This is a genomic window from Bacteroidota bacterium (assembly GCA_017303905.1).
GTDB lineage: Bacteria > Bacteroidota > Bacteroidia > B-17B0 > Aurantibacillaceae > JAHEYG01.
This window is the reverse complement of record JAFLBH010000002.1, coordinates 264,026-285,067: the sequence shown is the minus strand read 5'-3', so window position 1 is coordinate 285,067 and position 21,042 is coordinate 264,026. Positions and strand designations below refer to the sequence as shown.

Below are 21,042 nucleotides of genomic sequence, written 5' to 3'. Positions count from 1 at the left end.
CAAATTCTTTAAGAAAATTAAAAACTATAATTTATAATTCTCCGTAGCTTTTCTCACGCTGCCATATTTCAATAAAAGTGCTTTCGCTTTTTCGTAATCTTCCAAGCCTGTATTTTTCATCACCATCTTCGTTCCTCTATCAACCAGCTTGTGATTGCTTAATTGCATATCCACCATTTTATTTCCCTTCACTCTTCCTAATTTAATCATCACACTGGTGCTAATCATATTCAATACCAGTTTTTGCGCCGTGCCTGATTTCATCCGTGTTGAGCCGGTTACAAACTCCGGTCCAACTACCACTTCAATTGGATATTGCGCTACTTTTGCAATAGGACTTCCTGCATTACAGGTAATACAAGCGGTGATAATGTTGTTTTTGTTACATTGTTCTAATGCACCAACAACGTAAGGTGTAGTTCCGGAAGCTGCAATTCCAATAACAACATCCTTGGAATTTATCTGGTGAACTTTTAAATCTTCCCAGCCTTGGTTCGCATCGTCTTCTGCAAATTCAACGGCTTTCCTTATTGCTTCATCTCCACCGGCAATTAAACCAATAACTCGGCCGTGTTCAATACCGTAAGTAGGCGGACATTCAGATGCATCTACAATGCCTAATCGTCCGCTTGTGCCCGCGCCGGTGTAGAATAAACGTCCTCCAATTTTCATTTTCTCCACAATCACTTCCACTAATTTTTCAATCGCAGGAATTACTTTCTCTATGGCTAATGGCACCGTTTTATCTTCTTTATTCATGTTTTGAAGTAATTCCAAAACACTCATGTTTTCAAGATTATTATAGTACGAATCGGCTTCAGTTGTTTTTTCCATTTTATTCAATTTCGTTTTTGTAATCTTCAAGGCTCTTTAAAATTACTGTTTTCGCAACTTCAACACCGTAAACGGCATCAATAATCACGGGTTGATGATTGCCGGGTAAATTTTTATAAGTTAAAAAGTAATGTTTGATACGGTCGATGACGGCTTGCGGACAATCACTAATATCTTTCCAGTTACCATAGATTTCATCTTGCTTTAAAACAGCAATAATTTTATCGTCAGCTTCTTCTTTGTCAATCATCCTTAATCCGCCAATCGGAATAGCGTCTACTAAAATATCACCGTGTGTAATTTGTTTTTCGGTCAGTACACAAATATCCAATGGATCACCATCCCCTTTACTTATTTTTTCTTTAGAATGAGATGCAGCGAAGTTAGCGATGGATGTCCCGCAATACGTTTTTGGAATAAAACCATATAGAGCAGGAACAGCATTTGAGAATTTTTGCGGGCGATCAATTTTCAAATAACCGCTTTCTTTGTCAATTTCATATTTAACAGCATCACCGGGTACAATTTCAATAAAGGCTGTAATTTCGTTCGGACAATTTTTTCCGGGTGAAATGCCGTGCCAAGGGTGTTGTTTGTTGTTGTTTTTACTCATTTAAAAAATCTTTTAAAAAGTTGAAGAAACAAGATTACTACAGCCAAGGAAATAAATAAGGTAATGATAAGTTGAGTTCGGCTTGGAATGATGTTACGTTTTCCCGCTTGATTTTCTTCGCGGTCGCGCATGGTTTTGTATGTGCCCAAATTTTTACGCAGAAAGTCTAATTCTTCATCGTAACTATTACCATACGTAACAGCGTAAAAATCTTCTTTCTCGTTTTTAATTAATTTACGACTGCGACTGCACCAATCCATTTTAGCATTATCGGCCTGCTTGTAGTTGGAATAAATAATCCATTCTTCACCCGGATTAAATTCTTGTGCACACTCTACTTTACAATCGAATAAAACTTTAAACTTGGCATTCACCCGACCTTTATATAATTCAAGGATTTCAAAAATAGCTTCGGATGAATTATTGTTGCAGGGATTTACACTCACAATTTTACCTCTGTAAATCACATCGTATTTATTGCATTCTTCAAGCGAGAGGTTCGTAAGCGGACACTGACAGGCGATTATTTCTGTCGGTTTTATAAGCACCAGACATGTAAATACAAAAAGTATTATAGAACGTATTTTCATTAATTGATAATTGAAGGTGCTTTTTGCTTGATGAAATTTAAAGAAGCATCCAGTTCTTTGTACATGATTCTGTCATTCTCAACAAACTTAACTTCTTTTCGGTATTCGGAAATGAGTTGTTCAATGAACTTAGATGATTTTAATGGTCTCCTGAACTCCAATGCTTGTGATGCATTCATGAGTTCAATGGCTAAAACTCGCTGTGTGTTTTCTATAACTTTAAAACATTTGGTAGCGGCATTCGCTCCCATACTCACATGATCTTCTTGTCCGTTTGAAGAAACAATACTATCAGCACTTGCCGGTGTACATAATTGTTTGTTCTGACTTACGATGGAAGCAGCTGTATACTGTGGAATCATGAATCCAGAATCCAATCCCGGTTTTGCAACTAAAAAGGCAGGTAAGTTTCTTAAACCTGAAATAAGTTGGTAGGTTCTTCTCTCAGAAATATTAGCCAACTCAGCAATGGCGATACATAAAAAGTCTAAAACCAGAGCTAACGGTTGTCCGTGAAAATTACCGCCGGAAATAACTTCATCACTTTCCGGAAACACCGTTGGATTATCGGTCACAGAATTAATCTCTGTTTCAATAACCGACTTTACATAATTGTATGTGTCTTTGGTGGCGCCATGAACCTGTGGGATGCAACGGAAAGAGTAGGGGTCTTGAACTTGTTGTTTACTTTTAGCTACAATTTCGCTGCCACTTAAAATCTTTCTGAAAAATTCGGAGGTTTGTAATTGTCCGCGATGAGGACGAATCGTGTGCAAATGTTCCTTAAATGGATCGATGCGCCCGTCAAACGCTTCAAGCGAAATAGCACCAATGGTATCCGCCCAAATATTAAGTTCTTCTGATTTCAGTAAACATTGAACGCCATATGCGCTCATAAATTGAGTGCCGTTTAATAAAGCAAGACCTTCTTTTGATTTTAATTTAATCGGACTAACGTTTAATTTTTTCAGAACATCTGAAGCGTTATGTCGTTTACCTTCATAGTTAACTTCGCCCATCCCTAATAGGGGCAGACATAAGTGAGCTAAAGGCGACAAATCACCTGATGCACCTAAGGAGCCTAGTTGATATACAACAGGTAGAATATCATGATTGTAAAAAAACAACAAACGTTCAACAGTAATTAATTGAACACCGCTTTTTCCGTAACACAAAGCGCGGATTTTTAAGAGAAGCATCAATTTTACTATTTCTTTCGGAACTTCTTCGCCCATTCCGCAAGCGTGACTCATTACTAAATTCTCCTGTAACTTTTCAATTTCATTTTCGGCAATACTCACATTGCATAAAGAGCCAAAGCCGGTGTTAATGCCATAAATTGGTTCAGAATGCTTTTTAACTTTCTCATCGAGATAGGCACGACAATCATTAATGTTTTTAATGGAAGAGGCCGAAAGTTCGATTTGAGAATTATTAGAGATAATTTGACGAATATCGCTTAAAGTAAAGGCTTTATTGGTATCTATAGTGAATTTCATTGGGAGAATCGAATTAAAGTTTAAAAATACCAAAGCTTAGCTTATGGAGAGGTACTTGTTACTTAAATTTTATAAAATTTAATGCACCATTCTTAATGGCATTTTGATAAATAAAGACTTAAATTTATAGCCATGAAAATTATTTGCATTGGACGTAATTATGCCGAACACGCGAAAGAAATGAACAGCGCTGTTCCAACCGAACCGGTTTTTTTTATGAAACCGGATACAGCTCTGCTTAAAGAGGGTGATTTCTATATTCCTGAATTTACAAAGGATTTGCATCACGAGATTGAATTGGTGCTTAAAATTTGCAAAGTAGGAAAGCATATTGAAGAGCAGTTTGCGCACAAGTATTATGATGATATTGGTTTAGGAATTGATTTCACGGCACGAGACATTCAGGCTAAATGTAAAGAAAAAGGATTACCATGGGAGAAAGCGAAAGCTTTTGATAATTCGGCACCTCTCGGGAAAATGGTAAAAAAAGAAGAATTAGGGGATTTAAATAGCATCAATTTTGAGTTGAAAATAAACGGAGAAAGCCGTCAGATAGGAAATAGCAAGGATTTAATTTTCAGTTTCGACAAGGTAGTAAGTTACGTATCACAATTCGTGACTTTAAAACAGGGCGATTTAATTTATACCGGAACGCCGGAAGGGGTTGGTCCGGTTAAAATAGGTGATAAAATGGAAGGATTAATCAATGGTGTTTCTTTTTTAACTCTCAATGTTAAGTAATGAAGTTCTCCTTGAAAATAATCCCTATTTTTTTAATTAAGTTTTATCAATACAGTATTTCGCCATTATTACCCAATGCTTGTCGCTATACCCCAACTTGTTCTCAGTATAGCATAGACGCCATTAACAAATACGGCATCTTTAAAGGCGGTTGGATGGGGTTTAAACGCTTGATTTCCTGCGGACCATGGGGTGGTAGTGGATATGATCCGGTAAAATAGGATTATAGTTTTGTAACAGATGTTACTAGCATTCGCCCTTTTTATTTAGTATATTTAAAGTATGAAAATTGCAAGACTTTTATCATTAGCGCTAGTAATTGGACTGGTTGTTTCATCTTGTAAAAAGGATCCAAATCCAATTGATGAAGAACATGTGCACAATCACGAAAACACCAATGATGTTGTAGTAAACATAACGAATGTGGCCGACAATCAAATCATTCAATTATCATCGGATGTTCCATATACAGCCTCTACACCTAAATATGTAAATGCTAATAACGATACCTTCTCGGTAAGTATTTTAAAATATTACATTTCAAACATCAAATTAAAACGTCCGAATGGATCTTATTATGTTGTTCCGGAAACATATTTTCTCATTAATGCAGCTGATACAATAAATACTTGCAAGTTTGTGTTGAAAGATATACCTGTAGAAAATTACATTGCCATAGAGTTTATTGTAGGAGTTGACAGTACCCGTAATTGTAGCGGCGCTCAAACAGGAGCACTTGATCCTTTAAATGATATGTTTTGGAGTTGGAATCAAGGCTATATTTTCTTTAAATGTGAAGGTTATACCGGCAGCGCGCCTCATTGGGGAATACCGAATATAGCTTACCATATAGGAGGTTTTATTCCTCCATTTAATTTAATACGTTGGGCAAATGTACCTTTCACTTCCACATCGTTAAATGTGGATCAAGACCATGTTTCAACCATTTATCTTAAAGCTAATTTACTGGAAGCATTCCGAAATCAAAACGTTATCGATTTTTCGGTAAGTCCTGCCGTTACCGGAGGTCCGGTTGCAAAGCAGTTAGCGAACAATTACTCAAATATGTTTGTATTCTCAGCTATTAAGCATTAAGATGCGATTTAAGCTCCTTACCATATTAAGTTTACTGATTTTATTTCTTAGTTTTTGTAAGAAGGATCCGGAAATTATTCCAATCAGCGAGGATGATTTAAGTGAATCGTATGAGCCAATTGTACCCACAGGATGGCCGTCGCCTGTTTATGATTTTACCGGTAATAGTGTAACAAAAGAGATTTTTACTTTGGGTCGTCATTTGTTTTATGAGCCCATGTTATCGGAAGACTCATCCATTTCTTGTGGCAGCTGTCATCAACAAATCTTTGCCTTTTCCAACGGTCCCGGTCATCCAACCAGTCATGGCGTACACAATCTTTTAGGGAAGCGCAATTCACCGGCCATGTTTAATTTAACCTGGCATCAAAAAATTATGTGGGATGGAGGTATTAGTAATTTGGAAAATCAACCAATCGGTCCGATATCTAATCCAATTGAAATGAACTTGTCGTTTAACGATGCTATTAACCGAATTGCTGCATCCTATAAATACAAAACATTATGTTACAAAGCTTATGGCGATAGCACTGTAACGTCACAGCGCTTTTTGAAATCATTCGCCCAATTTATGGGACTTATGGTTTCGTATCGCAGTAAATACGATAAAGTAAAGAGTGGTGAAGAGTCGTTTAACGCGCAAGAAAATAGTGGTTACACCGTTTTTAAAGCCAAGTGTGCTTCCTGCCATTCGGAACCTTTATTTAGTGATTATTCATTTAGAAATAACGGTTTGCCTATTACAGCATTTCAGGACAGTGGTCGTTATAGAATAACCTTAGATCCAAATGATTTATATAAGTTCAAAGTACCTTCACTTCGTAATTTAGGTTATAGCGCGCCTTATATGCACGATGGAAGGTTCAGTAGTTTAACGGCCGTATTAAATCATTATACATCAGGTGTAACCAATACACCTAATCTTGATCCTTTGTTGGTAAGCGGAATTTCATTAAGTACGCAGGAAAAGAATGATTTGATTGCGTTTTTAAATACCCTGAACGATGCTGAGTTTATAAAAGACCCGCGTTTCTCAGAAATTCATTAGTCTTTAGAAGACTTATTTAGTATATTTGTTTAAACTAAATTTTATGAAAAATTTCAAATACATTTTATTAATGGTTACGGCCCTTGCATTCTTCGGTTGTAAAAAAAATCAGTTAGGTGGTAAATCTAATATTAAGGGTAGAGTTGAACATCACGATAAGGCCATTCCACATGCTCGTGTTTATATCAAATTTAACGCTAAGGATTTTCCCGGAACTGATGTTTCGAAATATGATACATACATTGATGCCGATCATAACGGAAACTTTTTAATCAGTAATATTTACCGTGGCGATTATTATTTCTATGCAATTGGCGTAGATGATGCTATTGCCGCACCTGGAACCGTTAAAGGTGGTATCTATTTAAAAGTGAAAATGCTGAAAGAAATTACCGGTTTTGTTGTTCCTGTAACAGAAGACTAATTAAATTAGCAATATTAGGCCACGAAGAATTCTTCGTGGCTTTTTTATTTATGCTTATTTAAGTAAATAATGCTGTATCTTTTTGATAATTTTGGATTATAGTGATTTATGCAATATAGACCGTTGTTTCTTTTCTTTCTTCTTTCGTGCGCAGTGGCGCCCTTCTTTTCTTTTGGACAAAACGTAAAGATTAAGGGAAAAGCACACGCTTCCCATATTGGTAAACCAATCAGTTTATTAGCCTTTAGCGATTTAATAACCTATACTAAAACAAGGGAAGCCATTGATACTGTCGACAAAGACGGATATTTTGAATTGGATTTGCAAATCGAACACACCCAACCGGTAGAATTACAAATCGAAAATTTATTCGGCAAACTATACATTCAGCCTAATTATGTTTATGGTGTTACGTTTCCTGAAAAGGACAAGGATTTGGATATTCGCGGCGATGTGGAAGAGCAGGTGTTAATAGGCGTCATTTCTGGTGATACAACTGAACTTAATACACTTATTATCGATTACAATAAGGTTTATAACAAAATGTTTGAGAATGCTGCCACCGAATTCCTGAATAAAAACCGAATTTATAACAAGCTCGACACAATACAATTAATTGCAAGTTGGCGGTACAAGAATATTAGGAACAATTATTTTAAATCGTATGTACAATATAGCATTGCCGAGTCTAACTCAAACGCATCACGCGGAAAGAATTTTTTGGCGAGTAATTTTATTGCAGGAAAACCTGTTCAGCACACGCATTTCGAATACATGACTTTCTTTAACGCTTTCTTTAAAGGATATGTTGAGGCTTATTCATCTACCAAAAAATCAGAAAATATTCATCATTTAATAAATACAGTAACACAGTATACGGCGGTTAATTCGTATTTAAAAAGCGACCCTCTATTAAGTAACGATACCTTACGCGAATTGGTGATCATAAAAAGTTTGTGGGATTATTATTACAATCCGCAATTCAGCCGCGAATTAGTATTAGCTGTTATCGAACAAATGACCAATGATACTAAAATTAAGGCGCATAAGAAGATTTTGAATAACATGTTGCAAGTGGCCTATAATTTAAATGTAGGCATGAAGGCTCCTGATTTTGTGGCCTATGATCGCACCGGAAAAATGGTAACTCTTGGCGATTATAAGGGTCGCTATGTTTATTTAAATTTCTTTTCTACGAAAAGTGTAAACAGTTTAAAGGAAATGCCGAAGATGGCGGAGTTGGTCAAAAAATATGGCGATAAAGTAACATTCATCAGTATTTGTACCGATGACAGTATTAAGTATTACAAGAATTATTTAAAAGCTTATCCAAAATACAACTGGCCAATATGGTATAATAAAGCAGGAAATGATGGTAAAACTGCTTATGATGTGTATAATTTAAAGGCGGTTCCGGCATTCTTTTTTATTAACCAGTTCGGGAATTTGGCTCAATCACCCGCTACCGCGCCAACACAAGGCTTCGAATATAAGTTAAAGGCGCTATTTAAGCCCAAAAAGAAGGATACAAAGATTGGTATCCGCTGATTTTGAATGCAAGGTTTAATTTTTCAAAAACCTATTAACAAACCTTTATTTTTCGGGCATTAATACAGACCTTTACATTTTAGAATATAACTTCTAAAAAAATGCAATTGAAATACCAATCTCGCCCCAAAGCCATACTATTATTAGAAGACGGAAAAGTGTTTGAAGGCAAAGCTGCCGGCAAAATAGGAACTACTACAGGGGAAATCTGCTTTAATACCGGTATGACCGGCTATCAGGAAATCTTTACAGATCCAAGTTATTACGGACAAATCGTTGTGATGAATAACGTTCATGTTGGTAATTATGGTATCGAAGAGTCGGAAGTGGAAAGCGATAGCATTAAAATTGCGGGTATGGTTTGCAAAAAGTTTAATGATGGTTTTTCCCGTAAACGCGCGCAACAATCCTTACAGGAATATTTTGAGAAAGACGGTATCGTTTCCATCAGCGATGTAGATACGCGTGCTATCGTACGTTATATTCGCGATAAAGGCGCAATGAATTGTGTCATTTCTTCTGAGAATACAAATATCGAAGACCTTAAGAAAATTCTGGCTAAAGTGCCAAGTATGGCCGGATTGGAATTGTCTTCTAAGGTTTGTACAAAAAAGCCTTATGAATTTGGCGATCCAAAATCAGCACATAAAGTAGCCGTGATTGATTTCGGGGTGAAGAAAAATATATTACGTTCTTTAGCCGAAAGAGGATGCTACCTAAAAGTATTTCCAATGAAAACAACATTAAAGGAAATGGAAGCTTTTAATCCGGATGGCTTTATGTTAAGTAATGGTCCCGGCGACCCTAGTGTCATGAAAGATGAAATGAACCTGGTAAAACAAGTGGTTGATTCGGGTAAACCGGTTTTTGGAATTTGTTTAGGACATCAATTATTGGCCGAATCGCAAGGAATTAAAACATATAAAATGCATGCCGGTCATCGTGGTATCAATCACCCGGTTAAAAATTTGATTTCAGGTAAATGTGAAATCACGTCTCAAAATCATGGATTTAGTATTAAAGCTGAAGATGTAACATCGAATCCTAATATTGAAGCAACGCATGTTAATCTTAACGATAATACAATTGAAGGCATTCGCTTAAAAAACAAACCAGTGTTTTCGGTACAATATCACCCTGAAGCGTGTCCCGGACCTTATGATAGCCGTTACTTATTTGATCAGTTTGTAGAGAATATCGTTAAGAGTAAGAAACAAGTTCCGGCCTAATCGTTTTCTCTTTCTTCTAAGATACGTTTGCCTATTTGAGAATTAGCATTGTAGGCACTGGTTAAAAACACATTAAAGCCTAGCATAAATACGTCTTTAACTACAACCAAAGAGTTGTTCTTTTCGGATAGAAAATAATATTCTTCAACCTTACCTTTTGATTTGTCTTTTTTCTTTTTCGACTTTTTCTTTTTAAGAGTAAGTACTTTATAATCTTTCTTTTTTAAGTCAATCAAAAATGATTTATATAAGTTTCTGTCAGAATATTGATAAGTAATATGGTTTTCAATAGCAGAAGCATCGTACTGCTGATAAGTGAAATATGATTTCAAATCATTGTAATTATTTTTTATCACCCAAATATGTTTAACAAAGCCACTGTCTGAATGAACTTCATAGTTATACTTTTCCCACTTTTTACCTAACAACAATTCATCTATCTGATCACTTTCTTTCGTTGGGGCGGTGATGACCTCATCCAGAGAAAGTATTTGTGCCTGACTATAGGTGCTAATAAATAAAAAAGCGGCTAATAGGATTATAAAACGTTTTTGCATACGACTAAAATAAATAATAGGAGGAATTGGTTTCCCGCTTTCAAAAACGAATGATTAAGACAGTACTGTTAATAAAGTCGCTAATAGCCGGCTTTAGCGGCATCGTAACTGTTAAATGTGCCGAGTGCTTTTGCTATTACCAAGTTTTTTCTATTCACAGCAAACACATCACAGCTGATTATTAATATTCTTTTGCCTTTTTGTTCAACTTTGGCCTTGGCTAATAGCTTATCGTTTATGAGTGCGGGGTTTAAGAAATTTATTTTGTATTCAATTGTACTCACTACTTTGTTTTCCTCGTATACAGCCGAAAGTCCGGCCACGCCCAACGCAGCATCAACTAAAGAAGATATTAACCCTCCATGTGCAGATAATGGTGTAGCAAGATGCTTTTCCGAAATAACTAGATTATAATCTACTTCACCGGCTTTAAGGATGGCAAAGTCCATTCCAATCAAACGGCCGAAATGGTTTTGTAAATTATATTTTTCAATGAGTGTATTTGTCACAATTTAAAATTTTATATATTTAGCTATAAATTTAAATAAAACTATGAAAAAAGTATTGTATGTAATTTTAGGTATAGTGGTGCTGTACCTTATTTTGTGTTTGGTTGGTCCCAAAACATGCGAGGTAAGACGATCAATCACTATTAAAACGAGTCCTGAAACTTTAAAAGGACTTTTAGGCGATTTGAAATTTTTCCAGGAAAAATGGTCACCTTGGACCGAGCGCGACCCAAACATGAAAACGGCTTATGAAGGTGAAGTAGGAAAGCCGGGACATAAATATAGTTGGGAAGGGAATAGCGATGTTGGCAAAGGTACTTTGGAAATTTTAAAAATGGAGGGAGACAGTGTAATTCAAAATTTACATTTTGATGGTATGGGTGATTCACGTGTTTATTTGGTGGCGGCCAAAGCAAATGATGCAACTGAAATGACGTGGGGAATTAACATGGAGTTTGGTTTTTTTGGAAGAGGGATGATGTTATTCATGAACATGGATAAAATGATGGGGGCAGATTTTGAAAAAGGATTAAGTAAACTGAAAACAGAGGTAGAAAGCATGCCAGCACCTTCAAACGAATCTGCAATAGCTTATGAAGTAAAGGATATTAGCTGGGATAACAAGTTGTTTATTGGAAAGAAGGGAACATTTACATTCGATAAAATTCAACCGTTTTTTGCAGAGAATTATCCTAAACTTATGGCAGATATTCAAAAAGCAAAAGTAGAGCCTCTAATGGCACCAAGCGCCATTTATTTTAAATGGGATGAACAAAAAGGCGAGACAGAGTGCGCTGCAGTTATGTGCGTACCTGAAAACACAAACATCAAAGGTTGGGATAAATTTAATTCCGGAACAGGAAAGGTGTTGCATATCGAATATTATGGTGCGTATCAAAATTCAATGAACGCTCACATGGCCATGGATGAATACATGAAGAAAAATAATTTGCCAATGCAAACAATGGTGGTAGAAGAATATGTTACGGATCCTATGACTGAAAAAGACACCACAAAATGGCTAACGAATATTTATTATGTACTTCCAAATAAATAATGATGCACATTTAAGATTGAAAAAGCCCTGAAACATCAGGGCTTTTTCATTTTATCTTTAAATACTTTTTCGAACTTTTCTATTTTTGGCTGAATCACATATTGACAATAAGGTTCTTTACCATTTAAATTGAAATAATTTTGATGATAATCTTCGGCAATATAAAAAGCAGAAGCAGCAGTAATCTCAGTCACAATGGGGTTAGAGTAAGCGCCGGATTTATTTAATTCTTCCTTTATTTTTTCGGAAATTTCCTTTTGTTCAGGAGTATGATAAAAAATAGCGGAGCGGTATTGTGTTCCTGCATCTGCACCCTGACGATTAAGAGTAGTAGGGTCGTGGGTTTTAAAAAACACTTCCAATAAGTCCTTAATTTTTAATTTAGACGGATCATATGTGATTTGACAAACCTCAGCATGATCAGTTAAACCTGAACATACTTCTCGGTAGGTAGGGTTTTTTATTTTTCCGCCCATATAGCCCGACTTAACACTAATTACGCCTTCTAAACGTTGAAATACAGCTTCTACACACCAAAAGCAACCTGCGCCAAATGTAATCGTATCAATTCCTGTAGTTCTTAACTCATTGGTGTTATTAGTTTCCATAAAAGAATTTTGTGTAGTTTGGTTTTTTGCCTGATTGCAAGCAGCGCTAAAAAAAATAGCTGTAAAGAAATTTACAGCTATCAGATATTTACATTTTATAATCATTTAATTATTTGGCTTCGCTATCTTTTTTCTTTGGTTTAACGTATTTCTCTCTTCCGTTAAATACAAACATTTTCTTAAGCTTATCATTCTTTGTTATCTTAATTTCTCCGTCAATGTCATGTTGATCAATCGTACATTTCATAACCATGGTTTGATCTTTTTCATCGGTTGAACTGGATTCGAATTCAAAATATCTGATTTCATTTTCGGTTGAATCTATATAAGTTGAGTCTTTAGATAAATCATACTTTAGCCATTTGAACCCAAATTTATCCATTAAGAAATTGCTGAAAAGCTTACCGTCTTTGAACTCAAGCTCATCGGTAACACCTTTTTTAGCATTTTGTCCGTCTTTTACTTCAATGATAGTTGTATTGTATATTTTTTTATGAAGAGGGTCTTTTTCCTTAAGTACAGCGTTAGCAAATAACAGAACTGCTCCTGCAAGAACGAATATTTTGAATAGTTTCTTTGTTGACATAATGTGAATCAATATAAGGGTAAATATAATAATTTTACATTCACTTTAAAAGTTAAAAAAATCTAACATGCAACCCTTGGCAGAGCGGGTAAGACCCAAACATCTTAACGATTATATCGGCCAGGAGCATATCATTGGCGAAGGCAGCGCGTTAAGAAATGCAATTAGTCAAAATCTCTTACCATCACTTATTTTTTGGGGACCACCCGGTGTTGGAAAAACAACCTTAGCCTTAATCATCTCTGAATCGTTGAAACGTCCGTTTTATTCACTTAGCGCAATTAACTCAGGTGTAAAAGATGTGCGTGAAGTAATTGATAAAGCTCAACAAAACAATTTCTTCTCACAAAATAAACCTGTGCTTTTTATTGATGAGATTCATCGTTTCAGTAAATCACAACAAGATTCTTTATTGGGAGCTGTTGAGAAAGGTATCGTTACTTTAATTGGCGCCACTACCGAAAATCCGAGCTTTGAAGTTATTCCGGCCTTGCTTTCACGCTGTCAAATTTATGTTTTAAAGCATTTAGAGGAAAGTCATTTATTAAAAATAGTTAATCAGGCTATTGAAACAGATGAAGTTTTAAAGAAGAAAAAAATAAACGTAAAGGAAACGGAAGCTTTATTCAGAATTTCTGGTGGAGATGCCCGTAAACTTTTAAATGCTTTAGAGATTGTAGTTAATTCATCGAGTTCAGATGAGATTGAAATTACAAATGAATTTGTTTTAAAGTGCATTCAAAATAATTTAGCACTCTATGATAAGAACGGTGAGCAGCACTACGACATTATCTCGGCGTTTATAAAATCAATCAGAGGAAGTGACCCTAACGCGGCTGTATACTGGTTAGCCCGAATGTTGGAGGGTGGAGAAGACCCTCTGTTTATTGCGCGCCGAATGATAATTTTAGCCAGTGAAGATATAGGCAACGCAAATCCAACTGGCTTAGTTATCGCTAATAATTGTTTTCAGGCAGTGAATGTGATTGGTATTCCTGAAGGAAGAATTGTTCTTTCGCAAACCGCTACTTATTTAGCTTGCTCGGCCAAAAGTAACGCAGCTTATTTAGCCATTGATGATGCTATTGCGAAGGTGCGAACTACAGGTGATTTACCGGTTCCTTTACATTTGCGTAATGCGCCTACCAAATTGATGAAAAATTTAGATTACGGTAAAGATTATCAATATGCGCATGCACACGAAAATAATTTTGTGAATATTGAATTTTTACCTGAATCGATTTCAGGAAATTTGTTTTATAATCCCGGAAATAATCCGCGTGAAAATGAAATGCGCAATTTTTTAAAACAGAGATGGAAAGAAAAATACGGGTATTAAATCTATTTGAATTCTGCTATTAATTTTTCGCTTGCATTCCAAACCAAATTAAAAACGTGTTCAAATCCTTCTTCCCCGCCATAATAAGGGTCGGGAACTTCCAAATCTTCTCCTGGATGAAGCAAATTTAGAAATAAATCAACTTTAGCTATATCGTTTTCATGTCGAGCTAAATTCAAAACATTTCTCTTATTGCTTTTGTCCATCACAAAAATGCGATCAAAATTATCGAAATCGCTTTGTTGAAATTGACGGGCACGTAAAGGGCTTAAATCAACTTTATGTTTTTTGGCGTTAGCAACAGTTCTTGCATCCGGCGCTTCTCCAATATGATAGTTGGAAGTGCCGGCCGAATCAATGGTAATGTTTAGTTGATGCTTTTCTTTCAGATGTAATAATATGCCTTCGGCTAATGGTGAACGGCAAATATTTCCTAGGCAAACAACTAATATTCGACTCATGATTAACCTAATTTTTCACGAAACATTTCATTGTAATAGGCAATTCGCGTGAAGCTCTTTAAGATGCGTTCTTCTGTTAGTGTTTCATCAGCTTCGGTAGTATATTTAAGAAAAACATTTTCATCTATAATTGTAAAAGCCGTCTCGCAGAATCCATGGTTTTCTTGTAAAAGGAATTTCAAAAACTGCGCGTTGTTTTCATCACCAACCGGACAAGCATAGGATAATACCTGAAAAAAATGAAAGCCATTTTCTTCCCATACATCCAACATTAATTGTATGTTTTTGTCTTTTGAAATATTCCATTGTCCTGGATTTTCGGTGCGCGCTTCTGCGACGTTAATACCTAAACCGGCTATTACATTCTCAATTTTTTCAACTGTACTTTCAAAACTCATTTCAATTCATTTATAAGTTAGCTAATTCCCCCTTCTTTTAAACGTTCAGCATTTTCAGCAAATTGTAAAGCGTCAATCATTTCTTGAATATCACCATTCACAAATTCAGTAAGATTATACAGCGTTAAATTAATGCGATGATCGGTAATACGGTTTTGAGGATAATTATAGGTTCTGATTTTAGCACTTCTATCGCCGGTACTTACCATTGTTTTTCTACGCTTGGTAACTTCCGTCATTCGTTTTTGATATTCTATGTCGTAAAGTTTAGAGCGCAACATTTGCATTGCTTTTTCGCGGTTCCCCAATTGATTACGTTCAGTTTGACAGGTAACAACAATGCCGGATGGTTTGTGTGTTAAAATTACTTTACTCTCTACCTTATTTACGTTTTGTCCGCCGGCACCACCACTTCGTGCGGTTGCAATCTCAATATCGGCATCTTTTAATTCCACATCCAATTCTTCAGCTTCGGGTAAAACAACTACAGTGGCCGCTGAAGTGTGCACACGTCCCTGTGTTTCAGTAGCCGGTACACGCTGAACGCGGTGAACACCACTCTCAAATTTCAAAATTCCGTATGCACCGGGCCCCTTCACATTAAACACTACCTCTTTAAATCCCCCCATGGTTCCTTCACTTGCATCTACAACCTCTACCTGAAACCCTTTTTTATCGCAATAACGCTTGTACATTTCGAATAAGTTGCCGGCAAAAATAGAAGCTTCATCGCCACCGGTTCCGGCGCGTAATTCCATCACACAATTTTTAGTATCCTCAGGGTCTTTTGGTATTAAAAGTAAACGAATTTCTTCTGCTAATTTTTCTTCCTTTAATCGGTTTTCTTCCAACTCGGCTTTCGCCATGTCTAAAAAGTCTTTATCTTTTTCGTTAGCCAAAACCTCTTTAGCTTGTTCAATATTTCCAATAACTTTTTTATATTCATGGTAAACCTCCACCACGTTTTGGAGCTCTTTATATTCGATATTTAACTTCTTAAATTGCTTCATATCAGCAATAACGGCGGGATCCGACAGTTTTTGTTCAACGTCGTCATATCTGCGTTTAATCTCTTCCAGTTTTTCGAGCATAGCCTTTCAAAATAGGTGGCAAATTTAAACAAATAAACGGGCTGTTAATAGCTAGAAGGAACCAAATTTTGTTTATATTTGAGTTTTATAGATTAAATATGAAAAAGTCTCTCTTATCCGTGTTGATGTTAATATCAGCATTTTCTTTTAAGGCTCAGGATTATCTTGGGTATTCAAGTAGTAACTATAACGGAATTACCGGCGTTATTATCAATCCGGCTAATGTTGTTGAAAGCAGAATGAAGTTTGATATGACTTTAGTTGGTTTCAACATGGCGGCAGGAAATAACTATATTGGTCTTAAGCGTTCAGCTTTGGCACGCTCAGGAAAGTTGACTTCCGGATATTATCCAGCATTTGACGACCCTCAATTTCAAAATCGTTATTTAACGGAAGTAGTAAATGATAAAGATAAGTCTGTATTCTTGGCTTTACGCGTTAACGGCCCTTCTTTTTTGGTAAATCTTAATAGAAAGAATGCCATTGGCTTTACTAGCTCATCAAGAACCTATGTTAATGTGGATGGTGTGAATCCTGAATTAGCGCGTTTAATTTACTACGATATTGGTCGTGGAATAGGAGGAGATCCTGTGAAAGATTTTTACAAGAAGCCGTTTAATGTTGATTATTTAAGCGCCAATATTAATTCATGGTTGGAGTATGGTTTAACATACGGACTTGTATTCCGCGATAAGGATGAGCATTATTTTAAGGCAGGAGCAACTGTTAAGTATTTACAAGGTGTGGCCTCCGCTTATTTTAACGTTAAGGATTTAAGTTATCAGTTTAATAATGATACTATCTTAGGTGTGTTTCATACTGATATTAATTATGGTCACTCACAGAATCTTGAATTTTCCGGATTAGAAGGGGATTATAAGAATACCAATCCAACCGTAAACGACCCTACTTTGAATGGTACATTTGCAAATGGTTATCCTAAATTAGCTTCACTTCCGGGTTGGGGTTTTGATTTCGGAGTTGTTTATGAATTCCGTCCTGATTACGCCAGCCACAAGTATGATATGGATGGCGAAACCGGTTTATGGAGAAAAGACAAAAACAAATACAAATTAAAAATTGGCGCATCCTTAACTGACTTAGGTTACATTAAATACGCAAAAGGAAAATACAGTAACAACGTAACACTTGATTGGGATTCCATCCGTTTCAGAAAGTTATTGGATAACAATTATTACGACGTAGTAAATGGTGATACATTGAAATGGCAAGATTATCCGATTTATAACTTCGACCGTGTTTTAGATTCACTTTCTACTTACAACAATGAAAAAGGTACTTACAAAATGTATTTACCTACTGCATTAAGCTTTCAAATTGATTACAACATTTGGAAAGACTTTTATATTAACTTGACTCCGAATATTGCATTTAAATTTAGAAATAAAGAGGCAAAGGTTCATGAATGGACCAATGTAAGTTTAACGCCGCGTTGGGATCATCGTTGGTTTGGCGTATCAATTCCAATTTCATACAATCAGTTTTATGCTAACGCAGGGCAACCTATTAGTGTAGGTGCCGGTTTCCGTGTTGGTCCGCTAATTTTCGGAACGAATCGCTTAGCAACATATTTCTCTACTAAAAAAGATGTTTTTGGAGCTGATCTTTATGCGATGTTGAAGATTCCTGTTCCATACCACGGTCCACGTGATAAGGATAAAGATAAAGTATCTGATAAGAAAGATAAATGTAAAACAGTTCCGGGTGTATGGGAATTTATGGGTTGTCCTGATCGTGATGGTGATCACATACAAGACAGTGAAGATAAATGTCCGGATACTCCGGGTATAAAAGAATTACAAGGTTGTCCTGACCGCGATGGTGATGGTATTACCGATTCTGAAGATGCTTGTCCGGATGAAAAAGGACCGGTTGAATTCAAAGGTTGTCCTGATCGCGACGGTGATAAGATTATTGACAAGGATGATGAGTGTCCGGATGATGCAGGTTTAGCTGAGTTCATGGGTTGTCCTGATAAGGATGGCGACGGTACTCCGGATAAATTAGATGCTTGTGTGGATATCCCTGGTCCAAAAGAATACAAAGGTTGTCCTGATCGTGATGGCGACACCGTGTTGGATAAAGATGATGCTTGTCCTGATGTAGCCGGTCCGGTTGAAAACAAAGGTTGTCCATGGCCGGATACAGATAAAGACGGTGTGTTAGATAAAGACGATAAGTGTCCTACAACTCCTGGTAATAAAGAGTTAAATGGTTGTCCTCCACCGCCTCCAATTAAAGCGGCAGAGCAGAAGATTATCGAACGCGCGTTTAAGAGCTTAGAATTCGCAACAGGTAAGGATGTCATTATGTCTAAATCATTGCCTTCATTAAATGAATTAGCGAAACTAATGATTAAGCATAAAGGTGATTGGACTCTGAAATTATCAGGTCACACCGATAACCAGGGTAATGCTGATAAGAACATGGATTTATCAGAAAAACGTGCTAATGCCGTTAAGCGTTACTTAGTGAAGAAAGGCGCATCAGCGGATGGAATCATTACAGAGTGGTTTGGTCAAACACAACCAATCGATTCTAATGATACTCCTGCAGGACGTCAGAAGAACAGAAGGGTTGAGATGAAGATTCTGTTTAAAGAAACAGTGAAGTAAAAACATAAACCTATAAAGCACCCTGATTATTCAGGGTGCTTTTATTTTAAATAAAACATCCTATGAAAAAAGTTGTAGTTATTGCTGCTCTTATCAGTTCAAAACTATTTGCTCAGGAAATCGGTATTAATTTATCTTATATCGATTCTTCGGCTACGCCACAAAACGATTTTTATAAATTCTGTAATGGTAAATGGTTAAGGGATACCAAAATTCCGGAGAGTGATTCACGCTGGGGAAGTTTTAATGAAATTAATGAAAGAAATCTCGATAACATTAAAAACATTCTTAAAAAAGTAGCTGCCGATAAAAACGCTGCTCCGGGAAGTGACGCGCAAAAGTTACGCGACTTTTATTTAACTGCTATGGATTCGGTAAAAGCCGATAAAGAGGGGTTAAAACCAATTGCCGGTGAGTTAGCTAAAATTGATGCAGTAAAAACATTTGATGATTTAATCAAGTTGCAGGCAGAATTCGCGAAGATTGGAATTTCGGGTTTTATTGCAGGAGGAGTTGAAGTAGATTTAAAAAACAGTAATCGTTACCTGATTTATCTAGGACAAACAGGATACGGCTTACCTGACAGAGACTATTATTTTTTACCGCAGTTTGAAAAAAACCGTGAAGCGTATCACAAGCATGTAAAAAATATGTTTGTGATTCTTGGGAATAATGACGCAGATGCTGCAAAGAAAGAAGCCTTAATTTATGATATGGAGAAATCGTTAGCTGAGCATGCTATGAACAGAGCCTCACAACGTGATATTCAAAAACTATATAATCCGTATTCCAAAAAGCAACTTCAAGATACAGTTAAGAAAGTGAATTGGGATTTATATTTTACCGGAATTGGAATGAAGACTCCGGACACTTTGGTGATTGAACATTTATCATTCTATAAAAATCTGGATAAAGTAGTTTCTAAATACACGATTAATGATTGGAAAGAATTCATGAAGTGGAGATTGCTAAGAAGAGCCTCCGGCTATTTAGATTCTAAAACAGAACTTGAAAGTTTTGAGTTTTACGGTAAAGCATTAAGCGGAGCGAAGGAAATGAAGCCTCGTTGGAAACGTGTGCAAAATGAAATTAACAGAAACATCGGAGAAATTTTAGGTAAGCTTTATGTTGAATCCTATTTTAATCAGGAAGCAAAAGATAAAGTTTCGAAAATGGTCGAAAACTTGATCATTGCTTATCGCGAACGAATTGCGTCTCGTACATGGATGAATGACGAAACTAAAAAAGAAGCAAACCGTAAATTGGATAAGCTCATTAAAAAATTTGGTTTCCCTGACACTTGGAAAGATTACAGCACGATGGCTATTTCTACAAAAAACTATTGGGAAAATGTAAAAAGCGCTTCCTTGTATGAGCATAATCGTAATATCAATAAATTAGGCAAACCGGTTGATAAAATGGAGTGGGGCATGACTCCTCCAACGGTAAATGCCTATTATAATCCAACTACCAACGAGATAGCTTTTCCTGCCGGTATTATGCAAATTCCATTCTTCAATGCAAAGGCGGATGATGCGTTTAATTATGGAATTATGGGCGCAATTATCGGACATGAATTAACGCATGGTTTCGATGACCAAGGATCACAATTTGATGCGGATGGAAATTTGAAAATGTGGTGGACAGAAGATGATTACAAAAATTTTAAAGAGAAGAAAAAGTTAATCATTGAGCAATTCAATTCATTTGTAGCTATAGATACACTTCATGTGAATGGAGAATTAACACAAGGCGAAAACATTGCTGATTTAGGTGGTTTAACCATGGCCTATTACGCGTATAAAAAATCATTAAACGGAAAGAAATCTCCGGTAATGGGTGGCTTTACCGGCGAACAACGTTTATTTATCGCATGGGCGCAAGGTTGGAAAAATCTGGCACGCGAGGCTGCAGAAAAACAATTGTTGGCAACCGACCCTCACGCACCCGGAAAATTCAGGGGATTTGCACCTTTAACAAATATGCCGGAATTTTATGAGGCATTTAATGTGAAGGAAGGCGATAAAATGTACAAGCCGCAGAACGTTAGGGTTGAAATTTGGTAAATCTAAAACCATTTTAGATTAATGTTTTATTAAACATTTGTGATATTCACTCAATATTGTTGATACTTCATAAATCTAATTTTGTCGAAAATTTAATTATTCCTATATTCGCA

22 protein-coding genes are annotated in these 21,042 nt (G+C 36.2%); 11 read left to right on the top strand and 11 right to left on the bottom strand.

The features are described 5' to 3' along the window. Positions 1-24 precede the first annotated feature (24 nt). The 4 genes from murQ to hutH are packed head-to-tail and all read right to left on the bottom strand — an operon-like array spanning position 25 to position 3,536. Complete coding sequence (gene murQ / locus J0L69_09000; GenBank protein MBN8693323.1) at positions 25-834, bottom strand: N-acetylmuramic acid 6-phosphate etherase; 810 nt, start codon at positions 832-834, stop codon at positions 25-27. Position 835: 1 nt separating this feature from the next. Next, positions 836-1,447 carry an inorganic pyrophosphatase gene (locus tag J0L69_08995; protein ID MBN8693322.1) on the bottom strand — a complete coding sequence of 204 codons (612 nt, stop codon included), beginning with the start codon at positions 1,445-1,447 and terminating at the stop codon, positions 836-838. Next, positions 1,444-2,037 (bottom strand): hypothetical protein, encoded by a 594-nt coding sequence (locus J0L69_08990; protein ID MBN8693321.1) that lies wholly within the window; start codon positions 2,035-2,037, stop codon positions 1,444-1,446. Before J0L69_08990 ends, J0L69_08995 begins: the two co-directional genes overlap by 4 nt. Continuing rightward, positions 2,037-3,536, bottom strand: a complete 1,500-nt coding sequence (gene hutH, locus J0L69_08985; GenBank protein ID MBN8693320.1) for a histidine ammonia-lyase — start codon at positions 3,534-3,536, stop codon at positions 2,037-2,039. The genes J0L69_08990 and hutH overlap by 1 nt, the downstream gene beginning before the upstream one ends. A 132-nt stretch (positions 3,537-3,668) precedes the next feature. Between hutH and J0L69_08980 the strand changes: the two genes are divergently transcribed. The 7 genes from J0L69_08980 to carA all read left to right on the top strand — a co-directional run bounded on the left by J0L69_08980 (position 3,669) and on the right by carA (position 9,621). After that, positions 3,669-4,277 (top strand): fumarylacetoacetate hydrolase family protein, encoded by a 609-nt coding sequence (locus tag J0L69_08980; protein ID MBN8693319.1) that lies wholly within the window; start codon positions 3,669-3,671, stop codon positions 4,275-4,277. After that, complete coding sequence (yidD, locus tag J0L69_08975) at positions 4,277-4,498, top strand: membrane protein insertion efficiency factor YidD (GenBank protein MBN8693318.1); 222 nt, start codon at positions 4,277-4,279, stop codon at positions 4,496-4,498. Before J0L69_08980 ends, yidD begins: the two co-directional genes overlap by 1 nt. 61 nt (positions 4,499-4,559) lie before the next feature. Further along, on the top strand, positions 4,560-5,372 hold the full coding sequence (locus J0L69_08970; GenBank protein ID MBN8693317.1) for a hypothetical protein: 813 nt from the start codon (positions 4,560-4,562) through the stop codon (positions 5,370-5,372). Between the two features lies 1 nt (position 5,373). Then, positions 5,374-6,420, top strand: coding sequence for a c-type cytochrome (locus J0L69_08965; GenBank protein MBN8693316.1), 1,047 nt, complete (start codon positions 5,374-5,376; stop codon positions 6,418-6,420). Between the two features lie 43 nt (positions 6,421-6,463). Then, the gene (locus J0L69_08960; protein MBN8693315.1) at positions 6,464-6,844 is read left to right on the top strand and encodes a hypothetical protein; all 381 of its coding nucleotides are present in this window, start codon (positions 6,464-6,466) and stop codon (positions 6,842-6,844) included. Between the two features lie 153 nt (positions 6,845-6,997). Next, positions 6,998-8,392 carry a TlpA family protein disulfide reductase gene (locus J0L69_08955; GenBank protein MBN8693314.1) on the top strand — a complete coding sequence of 465 codons (1,395 nt, stop codon included), beginning with the start codon at positions 6,998-7,000 and terminating at the stop codon, positions 8,390-8,392. A 101-nt stretch (positions 8,393-8,493) separates the two neighbouring features. Then, positions 8,494-9,621, top strand: coding sequence for a glutamine-hydrolyzing carbamoyl-phosphate synthase small subunit (gene carA, locus J0L69_08950; GenBank protein MBN8693313.1), 1,128 nt, complete (start codon positions 8,494-8,496; stop codon positions 9,619-9,621). Here carA and J0L69_08945 read toward each other — a convergent pair. Continuing rightward, positions 9,618-10,178, bottom strand: coding sequence for a hypothetical protein (locus J0L69_08945; GenBank protein MBN8693312.1), 561 nt, complete (start codon positions 10,176-10,178; stop codon positions 9,618-9,620). The two genes, carA and J0L69_08945, sit on opposite strands and share 4 nt — an antisense overlap. A gap of 80 nt (positions 10,179-10,258) precedes the next feature. After that, positions 10,259-10,687, bottom strand: coding sequence for a PaaI family thioesterase (locus J0L69_08940; GenBank protein MBN8693311.1), 429 nt, complete (start codon positions 10,685-10,687; stop codon positions 10,259-10,261). Positions 10,688-10,730: 43 nt separating this feature from the next. Here J0L69_08940 and J0L69_08935 point away from each other — a divergent pair, with 43 nt between their 5' ends. Beyond that, positions 10,731-11,744 (top strand): SRPBCC family protein, encoded by a 1,014-nt coding sequence (locus J0L69_08935; GenBank protein ID MBN8693310.1) that lies wholly within the window; start codon positions 10,731-10,733, stop codon positions 11,742-11,744. 35 nt (positions 11,745-11,779) lie between these two features. Here the strand turns inward: J0L69_08935 and msrA are convergent, their stop codons facing one another. After that, entirely contained in the window at positions 11,780-12,457 is a 678-nt protein-coding gene (gene msrA, locus J0L69_08930) for a peptide-methionine (S)-S-oxide reductase MsrA (GenBank protein ID MBN8693309.1), read from the bottom strand. A gap of 4 nt (positions 12,458-12,461) precedes the next feature. Further along, positions 12,462-12,938 (bottom strand): hypothetical protein, encoded by a 477-nt coding sequence (locus J0L69_08925; protein ID MBN8693308.1) that lies wholly within the window; start codon positions 12,936-12,938, stop codon positions 12,462-12,464. 67 nt (positions 12,939-13,005) lie between these two features. On the opposite strand from J0L69_08925, the gene J0L69_08920 reads away from it, so the two are divergent. Beyond that, positions 13,006-14,277, top strand: coding sequence for a replication-associated recombination protein A (locus J0L69_08920; GenBank protein MBN8693307.1), 1,272 nt, complete (start codon positions 13,006-13,008; stop codon positions 14,275-14,277). A 2-nt stretch (positions 14,278-14,279) separates the two neighbouring features. Here J0L69_08920 and J0L69_08915 read toward each other — a convergent pair whose 3' ends face one another. The 3 genes from J0L69_08915 to prfA are packed head-to-tail and all read right to left on the bottom strand — an operon-like array spanning position 14,280 to position 16,227. Further along, the gene (locus tag J0L69_08915) at positions 14,280-14,738 is read right to left on the bottom strand and encodes a low molecular weight phosphotyrosine protein phosphatase (GenBank protein MBN8693306.1); all 459 of its coding nucleotides are present in this window, start codon (positions 14,736-14,738) and stop codon (positions 14,280-14,282) included. A 2-nt stretch (positions 14,739-14,740) separates the two neighbouring features. After that, a complete protein-coding gene (locus tag J0L69_08910) occupies positions 14,741-15,136 on the bottom strand; it encodes a hypothetical protein (protein MBN8693305.1) in 396 nt (131 codons plus the stop codon). 17 nt (positions 15,137-15,153) lie between these two features. Next, complete coding sequence (prfA, locus tag J0L69_08905) at positions 15,154-16,227, bottom strand: peptide chain release factor 1 (protein ID MBN8693304.1); 1,074 nt, start codon at positions 16,225-16,227, stop codon at positions 15,154-15,156. Positions 16,228-16,325: 98 nt separating this feature from the next. Between prfA and J0L69_08900 the strand changes: the two genes are divergently transcribed. Both J0L69_08900 and J0L69_08895 read left to right on the top strand, forming a co-directional pair. Next, positions 16,326-18,863, top strand: a complete 2,538-nt coding sequence (locus J0L69_08900; protein MBN8693303.1) for an OmpA family protein — start codon at positions 16,326-16,328, stop codon at positions 18,861-18,863. Positions 18,864-18,925: 62 nt separating this feature from the next. After that, positions 18,926-20,929, top strand: a complete 2,004-nt coding sequence (locus tag J0L69_08895) for a M13 family metallopeptidase (GenBank protein ID MBN8693302.1) — start codon at positions 18,926-18,928, stop codon at positions 20,927-20,929. Positions 20,930-21,042 lie beyond the last annotated feature (113 nt).

Excerpts from the sequence above, each read along its gene's own strand:
- murQ (MBN8693323.1), bottom strand. The coding sequence starts at position 834 with ATGGAAAAAACAACTGAAGCCGATTCGTACTATAATAATCTTGAAAAC.
- J0L69_08995 (MBN8693322.1), bottom strand. The coding sequence starts at position 1,447 with ATGAGTAAAAACAACAACAAACAACACCCTTGGCACGGCATTTCACCC.
- J0L69_08990 (MBN8693321.1), bottom strand. The coding sequence starts at position 2,037 with ATGAAAATACGTTCTATAATACTTTTTGTATTTACATGTCTGGTGCTT.
- hutH (MBN8693320.1), bottom strand. The coding sequence starts at position 3,536 with ATGAAATTCACTATAGATACCAATAAAGCCTTTACTTTAAGCGATATT.
- J0L69_08980 (MBN8693319.1), top strand. The coding sequence starts at position 3,669 with ATGAAAATTATTTGCATTGGACGTAATTATGCCGAACACGCGAAAGAA.
- yidD (MBN8693318.1), top strand. The coding sequence starts at position 4,277 with ATGAAGTTCTCCTTGAAAATAATCCCTATTTTTTTAATTAAGTTTTAT.
- J0L69_08970 (MBN8693317.1), top strand. The coding sequence starts at position 4,560 with ATGAAAATTGCAAGACTTTTATCATTAGCGCTAGTAATTGGACTGGTT.
- J0L69_08965 (MBN8693316.1), top strand. The coding sequence starts at position 5,374 with ATGCGATTTAAGCTCCTTACCATATTAAGTTTACTGATTTTATTTCTT.
- J0L69_08960 (MBN8693315.1), top strand. The coding sequence starts at position 6,464 with ATGAAAAATTTCAAATACATTTTATTAATGGTTACGGCCCTTGCATTC.
- carA (MBN8693313.1), top strand. The coding sequence starts at position 8,494 with ATGCAATTGAAATACCAATCTCGCCCCAAAGCCATACTATTATTAGAA.
- J0L69_08945 (MBN8693312.1), bottom strand. The coding sequence starts at position 10,178 with ATGCAAAAACGTTTTATAATCCTATTAGCCGCTTTTTTATTTATTAGC.
- J0L69_08935 (MBN8693310.1), top strand. The coding sequence starts at position 10,731 with ATGAAAAAAGTATTGTATGTAATTTTAGGTATAGTGGTGCTGTACCTT.
- msrA (MBN8693309.1), bottom strand. The coding sequence starts at position 12,457 with ATGATTATAAAATGTAAATATCTGATAGCTGTAAATTTCTTTACAGCT.
- J0L69_08925 (MBN8693308.1), bottom strand. The coding sequence starts at position 12,938 with ATGTCAACAAAGAAACTATTCAAAATATTCGTTCTTGCAGGAGCAGTT.
- J0L69_08920 (MBN8693307.1), top strand. The coding sequence starts at position 13,006 with ATGCAACCCTTGGCAGAGCGGGTAAGACCCAAACATCTTAACGATTAT.
- J0L69_08915 (MBN8693306.1), bottom strand. The coding sequence starts at position 14,738 with ATGAGTCGAATATTAGTTGTTTGCCTAGGAAATATTTGCCGTTCACCA.
- J0L69_08910 (MBN8693305.1), bottom strand. The coding sequence starts at position 15,136 with ATGAGTTTTGAAAGTACAGTTGAAAAAATTGAGAATGTAATAGCCGGT.
- prfA (MBN8693304.1), bottom strand. The coding sequence starts at position 16,227 with ATGCTCGAAAAACTGGAAGAGATTAAACGCAGATATGACGACGTTGAA.
- J0L69_08900 (MBN8693303.1), top strand. The coding sequence starts at position 16,326 with ATGAAAAAGTCTCTCTTATCCGTGTTGATGTTAATATCAGCATTTTCT.
- J0L69_08895 (MBN8693302.1), top strand. The coding sequence starts at position 18,926 with ATGAAAAAAGTTGTAGTTATTGCTGCTCTTATCAGTTCAAAACTATTT.